At 42.9% G+C, this 20,872-nt stretch carries 22 protein-coding genes and 1 pseudogene; 13 read left to right on the top strand and 10 right to left on the bottom strand.

The features are described from left to right. Positions 1-94: 94 nt before the first annotated feature. The 4 genes from psmB (at position 95) to nadC (ending at position 3,506) form a co-directional block, all read left to right on the top strand. Positions 95-715, top strand: coding sequence for an archaeal proteasome endopeptidase complex subunit beta (gene psmB, locus HM003_00675; protein MBX5327856.1), 621 nt, complete (start codon positions 95-97; stop codon positions 713-715). A gap of 81 nt (positions 716-796) precedes the next feature. Beyond that, positions 797-1,423: a TIGR00296 family protein gene (locus HM003_00670; GenBank protein MBX5327855.1), complete on the top strand. Its 627-nt coding sequence runs from the start codon at positions 797-799 to the stop codon at positions 1,421-1,423. A gap of 4 nt (positions 1,424-1,427) precedes the next feature. Continuing rightward, on the top strand, positions 1,428-2,615 hold the full coding sequence (locus HM003_00665) for a hypothetical protein (protein ID MBX5327854.1): 1,188 nt from the start codon (positions 1,428-1,430) through the stop codon (positions 2,613-2,615). Between the two features lie 24 nt (positions 2,616-2,639). Next, positions 2,640-3,506 (top strand): carboxylating nicotinate-nucleotide diphosphorylase, encoded by an 867-nt coding sequence (nadC, locus tag HM003_00660; protein ID MBX5327853.1) that lies wholly within the window; start codon positions 2,640-2,642, stop codon positions 3,504-3,506. A 6-nt stretch (positions 3,507-3,512) separates the two neighbouring features. Here nadC and HM003_00655 read toward each other — a convergent pair whose 3' ends face one another. From HM003_00655 to HM003_00640, 4 genes are read right to left on the bottom strand one after another with little or no spacing between them, the layout of a single operon-like run. After that, positions 3,513-4,064, bottom strand: a complete 552-nt coding sequence (locus tag HM003_00655) for a hypothetical protein (protein MBX5327852.1) — start codon at positions 4,062-4,064, stop codon at positions 3,513-3,515. Positions 4,065-4,083: 19 nt separating this feature from the next. Next, positions 4,084-4,776 carry a DUF4152 family protein gene (locus HM003_00650; protein ID MBX5327851.1) on the bottom strand — a complete coding sequence of 231 codons (693 nt, stop codon included), beginning with the start codon at positions 4,774-4,776 and terminating at the stop codon, positions 4,084-4,086. A 53-nt stretch (positions 4,777-4,829) separates the two neighbouring features. Next, positions 4,830-5,447 carry an RlmE family RNA methyltransferase gene (locus tag HM003_00645; GenBank protein ID MBX5327850.1) on the bottom strand — a complete coding sequence of 206 codons (618 nt, stop codon included), beginning with the start codon at positions 5,445-5,447 and terminating at the stop codon, positions 4,830-4,832. Positions 5,448-5,449: 2 nt separating this feature from the next. Continuing rightward, entirely contained in the window at positions 5,450-5,782 is a 333-nt protein-coding gene (locus HM003_00640; GenBank protein ID MBX5327849.1) for a transcriptional regulator, read from the bottom strand. A gap of 145 nt (positions 5,783-5,927) precedes the next feature. On the opposite strand from HM003_00640, the pseudogene HM003_00635 reads away from it, so the two are divergent. The 8 genes and pseudogenes from HM003_00635 to HM003_00600 all read left to right on the top strand — a co-directional run bounded on the left by HM003_00635 (position 5,928) and on the right by HM003_00600 (position 12,974). Beyond that, positions 5,928-7,606 (top strand): annotated as a pseudogene (locus HM003_00635) (bifunctional N(6)-L-threonylcarbamoyladenine synthase/serine/threonine protein kinase). Beyond that, on the top strand, positions 7,603-8,004 hold the full coding sequence (locus HM003_00630) for a VOC family protein (protein MBX5327848.1): 402 nt from the start codon (positions 7,603-7,605) through the stop codon (positions 8,002-8,004). The pseudogene HM003_00635 and the gene HM003_00630 overlap by 4 nt, the downstream one beginning before the upstream one ends. A gap of 6 nt (positions 8,005-8,010) precedes the next feature. Beyond that, the gene (locus tag HM003_00625; protein ID MBX5327847.1) at positions 8,011-8,601 is read left to right on the top strand and encodes an XTP/dITP diphosphatase; all 591 of its coding nucleotides are present in this window, start codon (positions 8,011-8,013) and stop codon (positions 8,599-8,601) included. Positions 8,602-8,651: 50 nt separating this feature from the next. Further along, a complete protein-coding gene (locus HM003_00620) occupies positions 8,652-9,092 on the top strand; it encodes a 30S ribosomal protein S15 (GenBank protein ID MBX5327846.1) in 441 nt (146 codons plus the stop codon). Positions 9,093-9,168: 76 nt separating this feature from the next. After that, on the top strand, positions 9,169-10,620 hold the full coding sequence (locus HM003_00615; GenBank protein MBX5327845.1) for a DHH family phosphoesterase: 1,452 nt from the start codon (positions 9,169-9,171) through the stop codon (positions 10,618-10,620). Continuing rightward, the gene (locus HM003_00610) at positions 10,610-10,858 is read left to right on the top strand and encodes a KEOPS complex subunit (protein MBX5327844.1); all 249 of its coding nucleotides are present in this window, start codon (positions 10,610-10,612) and stop codon (positions 10,856-10,858) included. Before HM003_00615 ends, HM003_00610 begins: the two co-directional genes overlap by 11 nt. Before the next feature lie 161 nt (positions 10,859-11,019). Beyond that, positions 11,020-12,306 carry a serine--tRNA ligase gene (gene serS / locus HM003_00605; protein ID MBX5327843.1) on the top strand — a complete coding sequence of 429 codons (1,287 nt, stop codon included), beginning with the start codon at positions 11,020-11,022 and terminating at the stop codon, positions 12,304-12,306. A 35-nt stretch (positions 12,307-12,341) separates the two neighbouring features. Further along, positions 12,342-12,974 carry a 30S ribosomal protein S3ae gene (locus tag HM003_00600; protein ID MBX5327842.1) on the top strand — a complete coding sequence of 211 codons (633 nt, stop codon included), beginning with the start codon at positions 12,342-12,344 and terminating at the stop codon, positions 12,972-12,974. A gap of 2 nt (positions 12,975-12,976) precedes the next feature. On the opposite strand, the gene HM003_00595 is transcribed toward HM003_00600, so the two are convergent. From HM003_00595 to HM003_00570, 6 genes are read right to left on the bottom strand one after another with little or no spacing between them, the layout of a single operon-like run. Beyond that, positions 12,977-13,522 (bottom strand): 2-oxoacid:ferredoxin oxidoreductase subunit gamma, encoded by a 546-nt coding sequence (locus HM003_00595; GenBank protein MBX5327841.1) that lies wholly within the window; start codon positions 13,520-13,522, stop codon positions 12,977-12,979. A gap of 4 nt (positions 13,523-13,526) precedes the next feature. Next, entirely contained in the window at positions 13,527-14,366 is an 840-nt protein-coding gene (locus HM003_00590) for a 2-oxoacid:ferredoxin oxidoreductase subunit beta (protein MBX5327840.1), read from the bottom strand. After that, a complete protein-coding gene (locus HM003_00585; protein MBX5327839.1) occupies positions 14,366-15,517 on the bottom strand; it encodes a 2-oxoacid:acceptor oxidoreductase subunit alpha in 1,152 nt (383 codons plus the stop codon). Before HM003_00585 ends, HM003_00590 begins: the two co-directional genes overlap by 1 nt. Beyond that, positions 15,514-15,798: a 4Fe-4S binding protein gene (locus HM003_00580; GenBank protein ID MBX5327838.1), complete on the bottom strand. Its 285-nt coding sequence runs from the start codon at positions 15,796-15,798 to the stop codon at positions 15,514-15,516. The genes HM003_00585 and HM003_00580 overlap by 4 nt, the downstream gene beginning before the upstream one ends. Before the next feature lie 2 nt (positions 15,799-15,800). Then, a complete protein-coding gene (locus HM003_00575) occupies positions 15,801-18,239 on the bottom strand; it encodes a hydrogenase iron-sulfur subunit (protein ID MBX5327837.1) in 2,439 nt (812 codons plus the stop codon). Positions 18,240-18,243: 4 nt separating this feature from the next. Beyond that, positions 18,244-19,680, bottom strand: coding sequence for an FAD-dependent oxidoreductase (locus HM003_00570; GenBank protein MBX5327836.1), 1,437 nt, complete (start codon positions 19,678-19,680; stop codon positions 18,244-18,246). Between the two features lie 152 nt (positions 19,681-19,832). Here HM003_00570 and HM003_00565 point away from each other — a divergent pair, with 152 nt between their 5' ends. Further along, positions 19,833-20,861, top strand: a complete 1,029-nt coding sequence (locus HM003_00565; GenBank protein MBX5327835.1) for an NADP-binding protein — start codon at positions 19,833-19,835, stop codon at positions 20,859-20,861. Positions 20,862-20,872 lie beyond the last annotated feature (11 nt).

The following is a 20,872-nucleotide window of genomic DNA, read 5'->3' as shown; positions in this document are numbered from 1 at the left end:
AAATTCTTTGACATCTACATGAACAATGTACGAAAACTTTTATGATTAAACTTAATAAGTTGCTTGCGTATATCACGGAGAAAGGTGAGTCCCAATGGAAAGAGAATCACAGCAATCCCAATATCTTTGGATTCCAGGCGCCACAACCGTCGGCGTAGTATGCCAGGACGGCGTTATTTTAGCTTCTGAAAAACGTGTTTCTTACGGTTATCTTGTCGTCAGCAAAGGCGGCAAAAAAGTTTTCAAATTAACTGACCAAATAGGCGCAGCATGCGCTGGGCTCGTTTCAGACATGCAAATTCTCGTAAGAGAAGTAGAAGCATACGCGCAGCTTTTCAATCTTGACGCTGGCAGACCAATTTCTGTGAGAGCAGCAGCCAAACTAATGTCAAACCTGCTTTTCGCCCGCCGTTTAGCTCCGTTGATTACACAAACAATTGTTGGTGGACTAGATGATGAAGGGGCATCGCTTTACGTGCTTGACATTCTAGGTTCAGTAATACCTGACAAGTATGCTGTAGTAGGTTCTGGCACCGAAATCGCCATGGGAGTACTCGAAGAATCATACAAAGAAGGCATGACTATGGAAGAAGCCAAAGATTTGGTCGTAAGAGCGATAAAATCCGCCATAAGCAGAGACATCATGAGCGGCGACGGAATAGATTTCCTGCTAATAACCAAAGATGGAATACAAGAAGAATCAATAAAGTTCTAAAACGCCCTAATTTTGCAAAAGGTTAAACCTTACAATTAATATATTCCAGCTATTGCTATCAAACGGCGGAGAACCATACAGTTGCCATTTGAGCTTAGTTTAGACGAGGGAGAATTCCTCGTTACGCTTGCACGGAAAGCCGTCGAAGAATACCTAAAGAGCAGAAGGCAAATTAGCCCTCCCAAAAACATTGATGATAAACTAATGCAGCCTTGCGGAGTTTTCGTAACAATCAACAGCATAGAAAGTGGCGAAAAAGAACTAAGGGGCTGCATTGGCTATCCATATCCAACCACGCCATTAGTTCAAGCAGTTATAGAGTCTGCAATAAGCTCAGCAACTCAAGACCCACGCTTTTATCCGCTGTCATTGGATGAACTTGACAAGGTAGTCTTTGAAGTAAGCGTGCTCACACCTCCGCAGATAATAGAAGTTAAAAAACCAAACGAATACCCAAACAAAATCAAAATAGGCGAAGATGGACTAATTGTTGAAAGAGGCATGTTTAAAGGGCTACTTCTGCCTCAAGTGCCAGTTGAATGGGAATGGGATGCGGAGGAATTTCTATGTCAATGTTGCATGAAAGCGGGTTTGTCTCCAGATTATTGGCTTTTGGACGGCACCAAAATTTACAAGTTTCAAGCCATAATTTTTGAGGAAGAGAAACCAAAAGGCAAAGTGAAACGTAAAGTCCTCGGCGGGAAATAGATTTATGCGCGTTTATTTCGCTCCATGCGGCATAGGTTTAGGACATGTAGGCAGATGCATTCCAATAGCGAAAAAACTTCAGGAAAAAAACGCCGAGATAGTATTTTCCACTTACAGAGAAGGATTACGTTACGTTGAACAACAAAAGTTTCCGCTCATAAAGGCTCCACCAATCGGTTTTCAAGTCAAACCAGATGGAACCATAGACTTTAAGCAGACTGCAATAAACCCTGGTCCATTCTTGTCGACGTTCACGCTTATGAAACAAGTGGATGCTGAAGTTCGAGCTATTCAACACTTCAGACCTGACATTGTTGTCTCAGATTCGCGAATCTCGCCGTTAATAGCCGCTAGACTGCTAGGGATTCCTAGAATTTGCATTCTGAACCAGTTTCAAGTGATAATTCCACGAAAAAAGCGGTTTTTACGGTTAGCCAGGCTCGCAGACTCCGTAACGCTTACACTTGTTGGAAAAATGTGGACAAGTGGAAACACGACTTTGATACCAGATTTTCCTCCGCCGTACACTATATGCGCAGGCAACCTGAACATTCCCAAATCCTACAGAAAAAACGTCAAACTAATTGGGCCGCTACTGCCAGTTCGTCCAGAAACGTTGCCGACTAAGGAAGAAATTCGCAAGCAATTAGGACTACCAGCAAACAAGCCAGTTGTCTTTGTTCCAATAAGTGGTCCAATAAGAGAAAGAGCTTTCTTAACCGGAATTTTGAAGAGAATTTTGATGGAGTTTCCAGAGGATTACGAAATTGTCATGTCGCTTGGTTATCCAAAGGCGGATGAAAAACCATTTCGCCGTAATAACGTAACCGTTTATATGTGGACTTCGAGGCGTTTCGAATACTTGAAAGCATGCGACTTGGTTGTAAGCCGTGCAGGGCATGGAACCTTAACCCAGTGCCTGTGTTATGGTAAACCAATGATACTCATACCTACACCGAGCCACACAGAGCAGATTAGCAACGCAAAACAAGTCGCCGACTTAGGCGCAGCAAAAGTTTTGTTTCAAGAAAAACTCGACAGGGGAAGCCTTCAGAAAAATATTCAGCAAATTTTGGAAAGCGAAATTCCCGTGAGATTGAAGGAAATTCAAAAAGAAGTTTTGAAATATGATGGTCTAGAAGAAGCGGTTGCCACAATAGTTAACGTAGCAGAGGATAAGCAAGTATTTTAAGTAAAAAATTCAAACACTAAAAGTATGTTTGTGCCTCATAAAATTTTGGAAGAAAAACTTCACAAAATACTCGAAGAAGACGTTGGGCAAGGAGACATAACCACTGTGCTCACCGTTCCTGAAGGAAGCACTGCGGAGGCAGAAGTAATAGCAAAAGAAGTCGGAGTTGTTGCTGGAATCGAAGAAGCGAGAATCCTTCTTGAAAGTTTAAAACTAAAAACTGAACCGCTGGTTGCAGATGGAGAAAAAATAAAGCCGAAACAGGTGCTTATGAAAATTTCTGGAGATACACGAACGCTACTTTCTGCTGAGCGCACAGTTCTAAATCTCCTTTCACGCATGAGCGGCATAGCAACAGCAACACGAAAGCTGGTGGAAAAAATTCAGAAAGCGGGACTTAAGACGAAAGTTGCATGCACGCGAAAGACAGCGTCGGGACTGCTTTATTTTGATAAAAAAGCGGTTCTAGTTGGCGGCGGCGACACACATCGGCTTCATTTGGATGACATGGTTCTAATCAAAGACAACCACATAGCAATAGTTGGAAGCTTAAAAGAAGCAATAAGAAAAGTGAAGGAAAAAGCCTCCTTCAGCAAGAAAATCGAAGTAGAAGTTACCAAAGTTGAGGATGTTCTGGTTGCGGCTAAGGCTGGCGTAGATATAATAATGTTGGATAATTTTTCTCCAAAGCAGCTGAAAGAAGCGGTTAGACTGATTAAAAAAGCCGGATTCCAAGGCAAACTTTTGTTGGAAGCCAGTGGAGGAATCACGGCAGAAAATATTTTAGCGTATGCATCAACGGGCGTCGATATTGTAAGCTTAGGAGAAATAACCCACAGTCCAAAAGCGCTTGACATAAGCTTAGAAATTAGAAAAATCAGAAAACAATAGGTTAGCTTAAGACAACAATGCATTTATCCCGATTTCTATGAATGCAGCAGCTAAAAGTAGCAACGCACAAATTGTGATAAACATCGACGCATACACTAATTCCTTTCGGCCTCTGTGTTTTATTATGCGCCAAAACAGCCAAACACCTTCGCTGATTCCTATGGAGTAAGCTATAAACTCTAACAATCCAAAAGGTAAAACAAGCAAATTAAGAAAAACTAAAGAAGGATGGGCAAGGCCATAACTTAATCCGGCAATTGTTATACCGGTGCTGAATAATGCATAAAGTTCCAGAAAAATTCCAGCTATCGGTATAAAAGCAAGTAGGCAAATGAAAAAGTTATTTCCAAAAATGAATGTAACTTGATTTAACAACGGCATATTATTCAAGGTGTTTCTTGTTTGATTCACTGTGTCGTTTATTTCGTCTGCTTCTGCAGCAGAAAGAGGAATTAAAGTGCCAGCAATTGTTACAATTACAGAAATTATGAAGAAAACCGCAATTACAAATATTCTCTTATGAAAAGGTGAAAATTGATTCCAGAATTCAAATTTCATGAAAAGACCTCCACCTTCCCTACACCTTTGGAGTTATTTTTAAGATTCTGAAACCTCTTGCAGTTGGGTTTAACATTTCAATAATATTAACTTTTTTGAGAATTTCTTTTTTATCTTCGGCGTATCCTCTAACGTCGTGTTCTGCTCCAATGAGAGAATAAAGATACACGCCTTTTTCAGCCAGTCTAGGTTGACATTTAGAGGGTAAACCAAGCATTAGCATCTTTTTTTCTTCAATTGCCTTTTCGCATGTGTAGATAATTGCGTGTGCTCCAGACGTTAACTCTGCAATTCTAACGGGGATGCTTTCTTTTCCGATGGCGAGAACTTCAATCCTGTATTTCTGTGTGATTTCGCCGCTGATTTTCCTAAGCTTGGGCAAAATCCGCAGGAGATGTTGTCTTGCTTTGCTGGAAACTTTCATGTTTGAGAACTGTATGGGTGAAAGCTCTTCAAGAGAAACCGCGCCCAAGGACATGTCAAGATGCACAACGTCTGCCTTCACTCTTCCCAACAGTTCCTTGCAAAGTTCTGCTTCGCGAATTACTGCTTCATGTCCGTCTTCTGCCTTTATGAAAATCGGCTTGGCTAAGCATACGTTTGGTTCTCGATAAGGCGGATTAACCAGCACGGCTGCCGCTGCAACAATTGTTAATGGTTCAAACTTGCTGTTTAATATGGCGGACGAGGAATCCGCCGCGACAATTTTCAAACATTCCACCTTGCCTAACACATAAAATAGGCAATAGAATTTATCTTTGCTGTTTAATCTGATGTTTCCTTCAAGTACATTCCCAAAACAAATATTTCAGAACTTTTAGTTCTACTCGCTTTAGGCTTCATTATTCTGACGACTTCAAAGTGTTCTTTAACTTTTTGGATAAAATCGTCCAATAAATCTCCTTGAAAAACCTTTACAAAAAAATTTCCACGCGGCTTGAGCGTTTCTAGGGCTATTTTTAATGCTTGGTGTGCCAAATCTATTTGGCGGGCATGGTCGACTTCCCATATTCCAGAGATGTTGGGAGAAACATCTGAAACTACAGCGTCAGCCTTTCTTGGGAGAATATTTGAAATTTCCTGAAGAGTTTCTGGTTCATTTATGTCGCCTATTATCGTTCGAACATTGTCTTGTGGAAAAGGTTCAATGGATTTCAAGTCAACTCCTAAAACAAAACCTTTGCTTCCCACGATTTTTCTTGCAACTTTAATCCAACCGCCTGGTGCAGAACCCAAATCAACAACGACATCGCGGTATTTTATAAAATGATATTTTTCGACGGCTTGAAGCAGTTTGAATGCTGCTCTGGATCGGTATTCCCGCTCTTTAGCCATTCTATAATAATAATCCTTTTTTCTTTCTCGAATCCACGCCTTTGGCAAAACTAACTGTCACCAATCGTGCCAGATTCGTCTTTTGCTATCAAAAGCAACCAGTCTGTAAGTCTTTCGCAGTTTTGTGGCGAAATCGAGCTTGATGGGTCGCATCTAGCGTTGTCTGGGCACATTAGGCATGGGCAGTCTGCAATCGAGTCTATTGATGCTGGGGCTCTTTTCGGATATAATCTGTAAGTCCATCTTCCTTCACGTAGTTCTTTTTCTCTGCGGATGAGTTTTTTGGCTTCTAGTTTCAGGGCTATCCTGGAGCCTTCTCGGCTGCTTGCGCCGAGTTTGCGCCATAAGTCTGATTGTAATATGCCTTCGAATCCAACGTTCATTATGTGTTGAAGGGCTTTTTGTTCTAAATCATTGCGTTTCGGCATTTTGACCAAGTTCCGAGCTTCTGTATTGATATTATGTGTGTTTTTAAATAAAAAGGTGTATGTTTATGTTTAGAAGAAAGTATGTTGAAGGATTGACAAATTGAAGGGCAAAAGACTTAGTGAATCTTACTGTTTGGGGATTGAGTCGACAGCTGATGACTTCAGCGTTGGAATATTAACATTTGATGGTAGAATATTAGCAAATGTGATAAGCGCTTATGTGCCGGAAGAAGGCGGCATTCACCCTAGAGAAGCGGCGAGGCATCATGCTGAAGTGGCAAGCAAAGTCTTAGAGGAAGCTTTCGTAAAAGCTGGAATAAAACCACATGATTTATCGGTTGTCGCTTTTTCTCAGGGTCCAGGTTTAGGTCCTTGTCTTCGCACGGGCGCAACGATTGCGCGTGCTTTAGCGTCTTACCTTGACATTCCACTTGTTGGCGTGAACCATTGCATAGCACATATTGAGGTTGGAAAGCTTGAGACGAACGCAAAAGATCCTGTAACGCTTTATGTTTCTGGCGGAAACACGATAGTTGCAGCTTTTGATTCAGGGCATTACAGAGTTTTCGGCGAAACATTAGATATTGCTTTAGGAAATTGTTTAGATGTTTTTGCAAGAGAGGCTGGGCTTCGGCAGAAAATTGGCATGCCATTTGGCGCTGTTGTTGAAAAGCTTGCTTCTAAAGGAAAGAAGCTGCTTTCGTTGCCTTATACCGTGAAAGGCATGGATACTTCATATAGTGGCTTATTAACCGCTGCTGTTAACTTGCTAAAAAAGAATGAGTATGAGCTTGAGGACTTGTGCTATAGTCTTCAAGAAACGGCGTTTTCGATGATTACAGAAGTTACCGAGAGAGCTTTGGCGCACACGGAGAAAAAGGAGGTTCTTTTGACTGGTGGAGTGGCTGCCAACAAAAGATTGCAATCTATGATTAGGACGATTGCTGAAGAACATGATGCCAGATTCTGTGTTGTGCCAAGCCAGTTTGCAATTGATAATGGTGCTATGATTGCGTGGACGGGAACACTAGCATACCGACATGGTGTTATAACACCTATTGAAAAGAGCTTTGTGAAGTTGCGTTGGCGGCTTGATGAGGTTGAGGTTCCATGGATAAAATGAAGCTGCCATTGTTGATTAAGAAGGGTGCAGAAGCCAACCTTTACCTTGCACAATGGCATGGTAGAAAAGTGATAATGAAGAAGCGGTTGCCAAAGAAATATCGTCCATCAGAGTTGGATGAGCAGGTTCGAGTTTACCGGACAATTCATGAGCCGCAGTTGATGCATGAAGCGAAAAAGGCTGGAGTGCCTACACCAACAATTTTTTTGGTTGACATCGAAAATGCGACAATAATAATGGACTATATAGAGGGAAAGCAAGTCAAGCTATTGTTAAGCGAAGTTTCTAAAGCAGAGAGACAAAGTTTCTGTTTCAAAATTGGCGAGTTAATTGGTAGACTTCATGAGTGGGGCATAATTCATGGCGACTTGACAACATCTAATATGATTCTGAACGCGGAAGGAAAGATGTTCTTTGTGGATTTCGGGCTTGGAGAAAAAACGAAGGAACTTGAGAACAGAGGAGTTGACTTGCATCTTATGAAGAGGGCTTTGCAGAGTACGCATTTCCAGTTTGCTGAAGAATGTTTTGACGCGGTTATTGAAGGCTATGCAAATGTTATGGATGCTGAAACTGTGAAAAATGTTTTAGATAAGATAAAGGAGATAGAAAAGAGAGGACGGTATGTTGCTGAACGGAAAGGTGAAAAGGCATGATCAAGACTGTTTGGTGTGTTACCTTTTATGTTTCGGATTTGAAGAAAGCCGTGAAGTTTTATGAAGAAGTTTTGGGTTTGGAGAAGAAGTATGAGTATTCAAGTTATGTTGGGTTTGAGTGTGGCGGCGTAGAAATTGGGTTGATTCCCAAACTTGGAAAAGAAGGGAAAGTAAGTTTTTTGTCGCCTTCAGTGGAATTTCTTGTGGATGATGTGGATAAGACATGCGAGGAACTTAAAAAGAAAGGAGTAAAATTCACAAAGGAATTGCATGATGAGCCATGGGGTGGAAGACAAGCAACCTTCACAGACCCGGATGGCAATGTCTTAGAAATAGCGCAGATAAATTGGCAAAAATATTTTAGTGTAGCCGCAGAAGGTGCAAAGAAGAAGCTGTGAACTGCTATGAATTTTCAGTTGAAAGGCAGAGTCATATTTTTCGCAACAAACAATGTTAACAAGTTTAATGAAGCCCGCATGGTTTTTGGTGAATATAAGATAGCTGTTGGTATGCTTAGAGTAAAAACGTTGGAAGTTCAAAGCGATAGTTTAGAGGAGATTGCAAAAGCAAGCGTCATAGAAGCCTTTAGGAAATGTAATTTACCAGTGATTGTTGAGGATGCTGGGTTATTCGTGGAAGCACTGAATGGTTTTCCAGGACCATATGCTGCATACGTTTACAAAACAATAGGCAACAAGGGTTTGCTGCAGCTTATGGAGAAAACTGAAAACAGAAGGGCAGTTTTCCAGTCAGCAATCGCTTATTATTCGGCAGATTTGGAATCGCCGATATGTTTTAAAGGCGAGGTTGTTGGAGAAATATCAAGGAAGGAAAGAGTGGCGAATAATTCTTCTGGCTTTGGCTTTGACCCAGTTTTTCAGCCAGTCAACATCGGCAAAACGTTCGCGGAAATGACCATAAAAGAAAAAAACAAGTATTCGCATCGTGCAAAGGCTTTGCGCAAGTTTGCTGAATGGTACCGGAAGCATCAATAATTTTAAATATCCGCAATCCTTCGCTCTTACAGAGTTTAGAGTGATAAGTGATGCCAAAACAGGAAAAAGGAAAATCTCATCAGACAAGACCAGTTAGCAAACGTCCTCCAAGCTGGTGCAAATACCAGCCAGAAGAAGTGGAGGCGTTAGTAATTAAGTTGGCGAAGGAAGGGCATGCTCCGAGTCGCATTGGAACAATTCTTAGAGACCAATATGCTATTCCTCTTGTGAAGCCGATAACTGGGAAGACAATAACGCGGATACTTAAGGAAGCTGAGCTTGCACCGGCAATGCCGGAGGATTTGGGGAATTTGGTGAAGAAGGCGGAGAGTTTGGCTGCTCATTTGGAGAAGAATAAGAAGGATGTGCATAATAAGAGGGCGCTTCAGATTATTGAAGCGAAGATTCATAAGCTTTCGAGGTATTATAAGCGTGAAGGTGTTTTGCCGCCGAATTGGAAGTACGAGCCGAAAATTGCTTCGCTTGCTTAGCTTGGATATTTTTCGTTTTTTGCTTAGAGAATTTTAAATCTTAAATAATCTGTTTCTTATTTTCAGTGTGGTTGCTATGGCTTCGGATGAAACTAAAACTGCTGGCCTTTTGGATTCAGCTACACAAGCGGCGAAAACGATTCTGGAAACTGTGAAGGAGGATGGTTTTGTTCATGTTTTTTCGCATTTGGATGCTGATGGAGTTGCTGCGGCTGGGATTATTGGTAAAATGTTGGCTAGATTAGACGCTAAATTTCGGGTTAGGATAACTCAGTGGATTGACGAGAAAATTGTGGGCGAAATTTTGGCTGATAAGCCGCAGCTGATAATTTTGGCGGATTTTGGAAGCGGTTACGTTGACTTGTTAAATGAGAAGCTTGCAGATTTCAGAATAGTGATTTTGGACCATCATCAAGTTACTGGTAAGGAAGCATCTAACATTGTGCATGTGAATCCTCATTTGTATGGTGCTGACGGTGCACGGGACATTAGTGGTTCTGGTGTTGCGTATTTTGTGGCTAAGACTGTTGACAAAGTTAATGTGGATTTGGCGCCTATCGCGGTAGTTGGCGCTCTTGGAGATTTGCAGGACAAGTATGATCAGCGGTTGCTTGGCGGGCTTAATGAGATAGTAGTTAAAGATGCGGTGGATGCTGGGCTTTTGACGGTTGAAAAAGACCTTATATTCTTTGGTAGAGAAACTCGTCCAATTCACAAGACATTGTCGTCGACAACTAATCCTTTTATTCCCGGCATCAGCGGAGAGGAAGATAAGAGTTTGGCTTTTTTGGCAAGTTTAGATATTAAGCCAAGGCATGGGGAAAGATGGCGGGCTTTGAGGGACCTTTCTGATGAAGAAAAGAAGCGGTTGTGCACTGGGCTTGCGGATTATTTGTTGTCTAAGGGTTTGCATTATGAGGTTACAAATCTTATCGGGCATGTTTACACTTTGAACAATGAGGAACCGTGGACTCCGCTTAGGGATGCGAGGGAGTTTGCTGTTTTGTTGAATGCGACTGGGCGTATGGATAGGCCAAGTTTGGGTGTTGCTATTTGTATGGGTGATCGTGGTGTGGCTTTTGAAGAGGCGAATAAGGTTTTGGAGGAGTATAGGCGGACTATTAATAGGTATCTTGGGTGGGTTATGGAGAAACCTGAGCGGATACGGGAGTTTGAGAATATTTATGTTGTTTATGGTGAAGATTTTATTGATGATAAGATAGTCGGTGCGATTTCTTCTATTCTTTCTGCGAGTTTGCCGAATCCTGAGAAACCGTTGATTGCGTATGCGAATGTTGCTGAGGAGGGTTTGGCGAAATTTTCTGCGAGGACTGTGGATACTATGACGAACAAGGGTGTAAATCTTGGAGTGGTTATGCAGGTGGCTGCGGAGAAATATGGTGGGAATGGTGGAGGACACAATATAGCTGCTGGAGCGCAGGTTCCAATTGAGAATGTTCCGGGGTTTGTAGTGTTTGTTAATGAGCTTCTTGGAAGGCAGTTGCGTGGTGAGAAGATTGGAAGCTGAAATAATTTTGGAGTATGATGATGAGAGAACTGCGGAAGCTGTTGCGAGTGCGGTTTCGCCTGATAATTTTAAGACGCCAAGTGGGTTGTGGGTGAGAACGGTTAGAATTGGGAAGAAGGTTGTTACGCAAGTTAAGTGTGAAGGGAAGTTTCCAACGTTTATTGCGACGATTGATGATTTGCTGTTTTGTGTTTCTACTGCGGAGAAGACGCTTCATGCTGCGAGAAAATTTGGTTAAGTAATTGTTGTGTGTTTGTTAGATGTGGGAGAGCTATAGCCCCCCTTATAAATAGGTTCAATTAGTGTTTGGTTGGTTGGATGGATTTTATCGTAAGGTTAAATAGTTGATTTATGGGTAAGGTTAGAAGGCTAAGCGTCTGATGTGGCTGATTGAGAGAGATGTTGGACATTAAACTCATCCGCGAAAACCCGGAGCTGGTAAGAAATAATTTGATGAAGAGAGGCGACCCTGAAAACTTGAGGATGCTGGACGAGTTAATTGATTATGACAAGAAATGGCGGCAAGGCTTGACTAGGCTTAACGAGTTGCGTCATGAAAGGAAACTTGTGACCACGCAAATTGCAGAGCTCAAAAAGAAGGGAAAAGACGCAACTAAAGAGTTGTCGAAGGCGAAAACCATTGACGCTGAAATAACAACTTTAGAAGGGCAAGTGAACGAGTGCGAAGAAAAGGTACGTTATTATCTGCTTAGACTTCCAAACCTTCTGCACGAGTCAGTCCCAACAGGCAAGGAGGAACACGATAATGTCCCAATTAGAAAATGGGGCAAAATACCCAAGTTCAGTTTTCCAGTTAAAGACCATATAGATTTAAGCTTAAGCCTTGACGTGATGGACATTGAAAGAGCTGGGAAGGTTGCCGGAGCCAGATTTTTCTATCTTAAGAATGAAGCAGTTTTGCTTGACATGGCTTTGATGAATTTTGCTATAGAAGAGATGGTTAAGAAAAAATACACGCCTATAGAGCCGCCCTTTATGATGCGAAGAAAAGCGTATGAAGGCGTCACAGCCCTAAGCGACTTTGAAGATGTCTTATACAAAATTGAAAATGAAGACTTATACATGATTGCAACTTCAGAGCACCCAATCGCAGCCATGTTCATGGATGAAGTGCTGAAAGCGGATGAACTACCGCTAAAATTTGTTGGAATAAGCACAAACTTTAGAAAAGAAGCGGGAGCACACGGCAAAGACACACGTGGAATCTTCCGCGTTCACCAATTCAACAAGGTTGAACAGTTCATTTTCTGTCGACCTGAAGATTCATGGAAATTCCATGAAGAGCTAATTCAAAACGCTGAGGAACTTGTCCAAAAACTCGGTTTGCCATACCATGTTGTAAACGTGTGCACTGGCGACATTGGAACGGTTGCCGCCAAAAAATATGACATAGAAGTTTGGATGCCAGCGCAAAACGCCTATAGAGAAATAATTTCGTGCAGCAACTGCACTGATTACCAAGCCAGAAGGTTGAACATAAGATATAGAGAAAAGGAAGGAGAGGCTCCCAAAGGCTTTGTGCACACATTAAATTCCACAGCGTTAGCCAGCAGAACCATGGTTGCTATACTTGAGAATTACCAGCAAAAAGATGGTTCAGTCGTTATTCCTAAAGTTTTGAGAAAATACATGGGTGGCATCGAGAAAATAACGCCTAAACGGTAAAACTTTTAATACTCTGATGCGAATTTTCAAGCTACATTCGGAGGATTAACGTGTCTTCAAAAACAAAACGCGTAAGAGACAAATGGCGAAGCAAAACATGGTACACTGTAGTAGCTCCGCCATACTTCGGAAACGTTGAGTTAGGAGCAATACCCGCAGACGAGCCGGAAAAACTTGTTGGAAGAGTCATCGACTCAACTCTTTATGATGTTACAAACGACTTCGCCCATCAATATTTGAAGATATATTTCCAAATAACCCAACTTGACGGCAAAACCGCGAAAACAATGTTTAAGGGGCATGAGTATTCGCGGGATTATCTGCGAAGCCTTGTGAGAAGAAGAACAACAAAAGTTGATGGGCTTTTCACTGTAACTACAAAAGATGGATACAAACTGCAAGTAGCTGTAGCTGCATTTACGCTTTCACGAGTTAAGACGTCGCAAGAGAAAGAAATTCGGGCTATAATGGCGAAAATAATCAGAGAAAAAGCATCTGCATTAACATTAGACGAGTTTGCGCAAGAGATGGTTTTAGGCAAAATAGCCTCAGATATATACAACGAGGCCAAAAAATTGGCTCCACTGCGTCATGTAGGTATCAGAAAATCAAAGCTAGTCACGCCACTAGCACAGTTGCCGCAAATTCAAACGCAAAAGGCAAAGTAAACCTAACTTTTTAACAAATCCTTTCCGTGTTCATAGCCTTTCTCAAAAGCAGCCAAATTAAGCTCTTCAGTGCCTTTCGGTATGTTTGCTTTAATTGACTCTTTCAACGCGTTTTTATCCAGCAGTCCCGTGATAGCCACAAAAGCGCCCAGCATTACTATGTTAGCAACTATCTTTCTTCCCAACTCCTCAGCAATTTTCGTGGCTGGAACACGATAAACTTTAACATTTTTCAAATCTTTCTCATGCGGAATCATGTCTGGGTCCATAATTATCACTCCGCCGGATTTCACGTCTTCTGCGTATTCATTGTAGGCATGCTGAGACATCACAACCAGCACGTCCGGCTCAGTAACTTTTGGAAAGTCTATGTCCTCTTCTGATATCACAACTTCAGATTTGCACGCGCCGCCTCTTGATTCTGGGCCATAAGATTGTGTTTGAACCGCGTTTTTTCCGCTGTGAATGGCAGCTGCTGCAGCCGTGATTATTCCAGACTTGATTATTCCTTGTCCTCCAAACCCTGCAAACCGAATTTCTTTTCGCATTTTTTCACCATCCCATTACTTTCTCGTTAATCTGAGCTATCTTCTCATGAAGTAGTCTTTCATAACTAACCTTTTCTGTGTTAACAAACTCGCCTACAACTATCTTTTCCGGAGAGATTTCTGCTTTGGACGGGTCAGAGAAATTCTCAACCACAGAAGCTCTTCTAAACCATTCCATCATTTCTAAACCCGTTCGCATTTTGTTGCGTCTACCGAAAATTTCGGGGCAAGGCGAAACCACTTCTATGAAGCAGAAGCCTTCTTTCTGCAACATCCGCTTTATCGACTGCGTCAATCTTCGCACATGCAAGGTTGTCCATCTAGCCACGTAAGTAGCGCCGGATGCCGCAGCCAAGTGGACTAGGTTAAATGGATGTTCAATGTTGCCGTAAGGAGTCGTGGTTGTTGATGCTTCAAGAGGGGTCGTGGGACCTTGCTGTCCACCAGTCATTCCATAGTTAAAGTTGTTTGCACAAATCACTTTTATTCCTATGTTTCGCCGCGCAGCATGTATAAAGTGGTTTCCACCGATGGCGAAGAGGTCACCGTCACCGCTTATAATAACAACTTCCAATTCTGGATTTGCCAATTTTACTCCAGTTGCGAAGGCTATTGCGCGTCCATGCGTCGTGTGGAAGGAATCCGCATTCGTGTAGCCTGCGGTGCGTCCGATGCAGCCGATGCCAGACACAACCACCAATTTGTCCAAATCCTTCTGCAACTCATCCAACGCATGAACAAAACAGTTCAGCACAATACCGTTTCCGCATCCGGGACACCAAATATGCGGCATCATCGCCGAACGCAAATACTTCGCAAAGGGATGCACTACTTCCTGAACCATTAAGAACACCTCCTTACCACATCAAGAATTTCATGCGGAGTATGAGGGTCTTCGCCTAACTTAGAAAGAAAAGAGACAGGAGTTCCTTTCACTGCTCTCTCGACTTCGCGAACAATTTGCCCGCAATTCATTTCAGGAACAACAATTGCCTTCGCTTGCCCAGCAATTCTTGCAACGTGCTTTTCCGGGAAAGGCCAAAGCGTAATCAATCGCAAAAGTCCAGCTTTTATTCCAGCTTCTCTTGCTTTTCTAACAGCGCTTAAGGCAGCTCTGGCTACAATTCCGTAGGCTACTACCACAACATCTGCATCTTCAAGCATGACCTCTTCAACTTTTATTATTTTATCCGCGTTCTTGTTTATCTTTTCACAAAGCCGCCTAACAAGCCTAGTTTGAACTTCAGAGTTTTGTGTTCGAGGATATCCACGCTCATCATGCGTTAAACCTGTCGCGTGGAACCGATAGCCTTCTCCAAAACAAGCCATGGGCGGAACCAAATCATCTTCAGGCATGAAGGGTGCGTATTCGCTTGGTGAAACATGAGGCTTTTTGCGGTTAACTATCCTAATCTCTGAAGTGGGAGGTATAACGACTTTTTCCCACATGTGCGCAACAATCTCATCACCCATCAACAATGTTGGCACACGATAAGTTTCAGCCAAATTGAACGCTTCAATTGTTAAGTTGAACATTTCCTGCACAGAAGAAGGCGCCAAAGCTATGATGCCATAATCGCCATGAGAACCCCACTTGGCTTGCATAACATCTTGTTGTCCCGGTAGCGTGGGTTGTCCAGTGCTCGGTCCGCCTCGCATGATGTCAACAATAACGCATGGGGTCTCAGTCATAACAGCTAAACCTATATTTTCTTGCATGAGGCTAAAGCCGGGTCCAGAAGTTGCCGTCATAGCTTTTAATCCCGCATAAGAAGCGCCCAGAACAGCGGCGATAGACGCTATTTCATCTTCCATTTGAATGTAGATTCCGCCAAATTCAGGCATTCGCTCCGACAAGTGTTCAGCGATTTCCGTTGCGGGCGTGATTGGGTAACCAGCAAAAAATCTGCAACCAGCAGCAATCGCGCCCTCCGCACATGCAATGTCGCCGCTCATGAAATGTGCGCCTGTTGGCAAAGTTCTTTTTCCCGTCATTTTTCAACATCCTCTTTACATGATTTTTCAGTAACAAAAATTGCAAAGTCTGGACAAATTGCAGTGCAAAAGCTGCATATAATACATTTGCTTTCGTCAACAACCTTCGGAGGGTGAACACCCCGCGCATTTATTTCTTGGGACTCTTCAAGAACCTTTTTTGGGCAGAATTGAATACAGAAACCGCAGCCTTTACATTGGTCTTTAATCAAGTAAATCTGCGCTTGAGGTGGCTTTACTTTTTCCTTGTCAAGTGGCTGATGTTTAATTCTTTCTGGCATTACTAGTTTCCTCCTAAAGCCTTTTCGAAAACCTTTTTGGCTTTTTCTATTTCTTCACGCGTTACTTTCTCAACTATCCCTTGCATTTCGCGAATTTTAGAGGCAAAGCGTTCGCCTTCCGCCGCTGAAGCCCACAACAACTGCAACCGTTCCTTGTTTAATCCGTTTTGCTCCATTTTCTTCGAGAGTTTTTCCACACGTTTCTGCGTGTGATAATTTGCGTTTATGTAGTGGCAATCGCCCGGGTGGCAGCCAGCTACTAAAACTGCTGCAGCGCCTCTTGCAAATGCTCTTTCAACAAATTTCGGTGACACACGTCCAGAACACATTGTTCGAATTATGCGCACGTTCGGCGGATATTGCATTCTACTTACGCCAGCGAAGTCTGCACCTGCATAGGCGCACCAGTTGCAACAAAAAGCAACAATTTTCTTATCTGCATCCTGCTCAGTAACAGCGTCTACTTGCGCAAGAATCTGCTCGTCAGTAAAGTGGTTCTGAGTCAAAGCGCCAAAGGGACATTCAGCGGCGCATGTTCCGCATCCGCCACACGCAGCCTCTATAATATTTACTCGCTTTAACTCCTTATCAAGCGTTATAGCGTTGTATGGACAAACTTTCGTGCACAAACCGCATGCCTTGCATTTTTCCGCATAAGAAATCGGCGTTATGGCTTCAACCGTTACTTTTCCCTTAGCCATCAATATGCCAGCTCTGGCTGCAGCCGCACTTGCCTGTGTCACACTGTCCTTGATATCTTTTGGTGCTTCGGCGCAACCAGCAAAAAATATTCCGCCAGTAGCCGCGTCCACAGGTCTAAGTTTCGGGTGTGCCTCCATGAAAAAGCCGTCTTGCGTTCGAGAAAGCGTCAATAGCCGCTGTATCATTTCGCTGTCTTTTCTAGGCTCTAAGCCTATGGAGAGAATTACCATGTCAAAATTCATTTTGTAAAGTTCCTTTTGCAGAGTGTTTTCTCCGACAAGCCACAAGTTACGCGTTCTCTTGTCTTCTAATATTTCTGATGGAAGCCCGCGAATGAACTTGACGCCTTCTCTTCGGGCGCGTTTGTATAGGTCTTCGAAGCCTTTTCCGTAAGCGCGTATGTCAACGTAGAAAACGTAGATTTCGGTTTCTGGCCAATGCTCTTTGATTAGTAGGCTGTCTTTTATGGTATTCATGCAGCAGACGTTGCTGCAGTAGAGTCTGCCGTTTCTGTCTGAGCGAGAACCTACACATTGAACAAACGCTACGCGTTTTGGAATCTGCTTGTCGCTTGGTCTTATTAAATGCCCGTGGGATGGACCGCCAGCATTAATTAATCTTTCAAATTCGAGTGATGTGATAACATTTGGGTATCTGCCGTATCCGTAATGCGGAAGCGTTGACGGGTCGAAAACGTCTGCACCTGTTGCTACGATTATTGTGCCTACTTCAAGTTCGACGGTTTCTGTTTTCATTTCGAATTTTATGGCTTGTCTTTCGCATGCTTTCATGCATTTATCGCAGACTATTACGCCGTCTTTGTTGAGGCATAGGTTCATGTCGATTATGTATGTGGATGGAACTGCTTGCGCGAAAGGCGTGTAGATGGCGTGTCTTATGGCTAAGCCGACGTCAAACTCGTTTGGAGCGACTACTGGACAAACTTTCGTGCATTCACCGCAAGCTGAACAATCTTTTGTGACATATCGTGGTTTTTTCAGAACTTTTACACGGAAATTGCCAATGTAACCTTTAACTTCAGTTACTTCACTGTTTGTTAACAATTCAATGTTGGGATGGTGTCCAACATCTGACATTTTAGGCGCGAGAATGCATATAGAACAATCCATCGTTGGAAACGTTTTATCAATGCGCGCCATCATACCGCCTATGCTTGGCTCTTTCTCAACCAAATATACTTGATAACCCGTGTCAGCAAGGTCTAGTGAGGCTTGAATGCCGGCGACACCGCCGCCGATGACCAACGCTTTGCGGATGATTGGCACTTCAATTTCTTCTGCTGGCTGAAGCAAAGCTGCTTTGGCTACTGCCATTTTTACGAGGTCTTTCGCTTTTTCTGTTGCTGCTTTGTGGTCGTGTAGGTGGACCCAACTGCAATGTTCGCGGATGTTAGCCATTTCAAAAAGGTACTTGTTCAAGCCAGCTTCTTCGCATGCTTTTCTGAATGTTGGTTCGTGAAGGCGTGGTGAACATGAAGCAACGACTACGCGGTTGAGCTTGTGCTCTTTGATGTCGTTTTTTATTTGTTCTTGCCCTTGGTCTGAACATGTGTAGCGGTTGTCTTTGGCTAGAACAACGTGGGGAAGCGTTGAAGCGAACTTTGCAACTTCTTCACAATCCACGGAACCAGCGATATTTAAACCGCAGTGGCAAACATAAACTCCTATGCGAACGTCTCTGCCAGTTTCTTTAGTCGTTTGCGTCTTATTTTCTGCCATTTTCTCATCCTCCCGAAGACTTCAAGTAATCTTCAATTGATTCAGCGGCTCGTTTTCCAGCAAATATTGCTTCTATCACACTTGCTGGTCCTGTCACCACATCTCCACCTGCGAAAACACCGCGCATAGTGGTTTCCATAGTTATTGGGTCAGTCCAAACAGTGCCGTCTTCATTTAGCTCAACTTCTTTCGGCAAAAACGCAAGGTCTGAAGCCTCACCAATCGCAAGAATAACCATGTCCGTTTGCCGCGTAAATTCTGAACCTTCTATCGGAACAGGTCTTCTTCTTCCCGTATCATCAGGCTCGCCTAACTGCATGCGAACACATTCAACCGCCGAGGCCTTTCCATTTTCTCCCAAAATCCTCTTAGGCGCGACCAAAAATTCGATTTTAACTCCTTCGTTTTCTGCTTCTTTAACTTCCCACGGGTTGGCGGGCATTTCATCCATTGACCGACGATATAATATGGTCACGTTGTCTGCTCCAAGCTGCAGCGCTGTTCTTGCAACGTCTACCGCGACGTTTCCGCCACCAACCACAACAACATTTTTTCCAACCTCTATTTTCTCGCCGAAATTAACACTCCATAAAAAGTCGAGGGCATGCATGACCCCCTTTAAATCTCCACCTTCAATCCTCAAATTTTGGCTTTTATGGGCGCCAACACCAATGAATACGGCTTTGTACCCTTCCTTCCACAATTCGTCCCAATCCAAATCCTTACCAATTTGAACACCAGTTTTTATCTCCACACCCAAATCTTTCAAAATCTGAGTTTCTTTCGCTAAAACATGTTTTGGTAAGCGATATTCTGGAATGCACTTCCGCAACATTCCACCCGCTTCAGGAAGCGCTTCAAAAACTGTGACTTTACGCCCTTTTCGGGCTAGTTCATATGCAACCGTAAGCCCGGCGGGTCCTGAGCCTATGACCGCAATTTTTCCTTCTGAAACTTTTGCTGCTTTCTTCTTTTTATCCTTCTTTAAAAGTTCTTTACGTTTTTGCTCGATTCTTTCTAAGACTTTATCTTTGTCCAGTCCAGCACGTTCTGGGTGAAAACAAACTAAGGTTGTCACAAGTGGTAACGGAATATTTTTTACTATTTTTTCAAGTGCTTCTTCAAAAGGCTGCGTGTATCTATGCTTCGCCGCGATTGTTCGGAAAAAAAGAAGTATTTCGGGTATCCGTAAGGCTTGAGGACAACGTTTGTGACAGTTGTAGCACCAAGCGCAAAGCCAAAGCTCATCAGAAGCTAAAACACTCTCGGGGTCCAAGTAAACTTTTTCCAGAAGCCCACGCGGATTATAATCATTTCCCATCAGTTCTGCCATAGAACAGCTTGCCGTGCAAATACCACATTCGAAGCAGTATTTGAGCCGTTCAATGTCCAAGATTTTTCTTATATCCTCTTTAGAGATTACTGGTTTCGCGGACTCCAAGTTTTGAGCCCTCTCTATTTTTGGTTGTTGCCATAGATATAAAGGTTTACAAACGTAAAGGTTTCATGGAACATCACACTATACACGCTACATCAAACACGCTTTTATAGATTAAACATAAATTATGAATAAATGCGTAAGAAGGAATAGGCATGAAAAAGATAAGAGCTGCATTGTATGGTATCGGCGCCGTCGGCAGCCTAATCGCCAAATTTCTACTGGAAAAAGAAGGCATCGAAATAGTAGGCGCAGTTGACGTAGCCAAAGAAAAAGTAGACAAGGATTTAGGCACAGTTTTAGGCTTAGGCAAAAACTTAGGAATAACCATTTCAAATAACATAGACACTACACTTTCAAAGGCAAAAGCAGACATCGCCATCCACGCAACCTCCTCCTATCTCAAAGACACTTACCCACAAATCGCTTCAATAGTCAAAAACGGCGTAAACGTCATATCCACATGCGAAGAACTATCATACCCAAGCTTTTCTGAACCCGCACTCGCAGAGAAACTTGACGCGCTAGCAAAAAAACATGACGTTACAGTATTAGGCACAGGCATAAACCCCGGTTTCCTCATGGACACCTTAGTAATAACGCTCACTGCAGTATGCCAAAAAATAAACAAAATCGAAGCAGTCAGAGTCATGAACGCAGGCACAAGACGATTACCATTCCAAAAGAAAGTCGGCGCAGGCTTAACAGTTGAAGAATTCAAACAGAAAATCGAGAGCAAACAAATTACGGGGCATGTTGGACTTGAACAATCCATCGCTATGATTGCTGACGCTTTAGCTTGGAAACTTGACAAAATAAAGGTTGAGCCAGTCGAATCAGTAATCGCAGAGAAACCCGTGGAAAGTAGAGATATAAAAGTTGATGCGGGAAAGGTTGCTGGTTTAAAACAAAAGGCAAAAGGCACAATGAAAGGAAAAGAGGTTATAAGTCTTGATTTTCAAGCGTACATAGGTGCTGAAGAAGAATACGATGCCATAACAATTGAAGGCATCCCGACTGTCAAACAAAAAATTCAGCCATGCGTGCACGGCGACATAGGCACCGTGGCAATGATTGTCAATGCAATTCCCAAAGTAATCAACGCGCCTGCCGGTTTGCTCACAATGAAAGATTTACCAGTTCCATCCGCGGCCGTGGAAGATATACGCAAATACCTAAAATAAAGCACTTCGGA

It is taken from the genome of Candidatus Bathyarchaeota archaeon A05DMB-5 (genome assembly GCA_019685655.1).
In the GTDB taxonomy this organism is placed as follows: Archaea; Thermoproteota; Bathyarchaeia; order Bathyarchaeales; family Bathycorpusculaceae; genus DSLH01.
The sequence above is the reverse complement of the archived record's forward strand: the minus strand, read 5'-3'. Positions and strand labels throughout refer to the sequence as shown.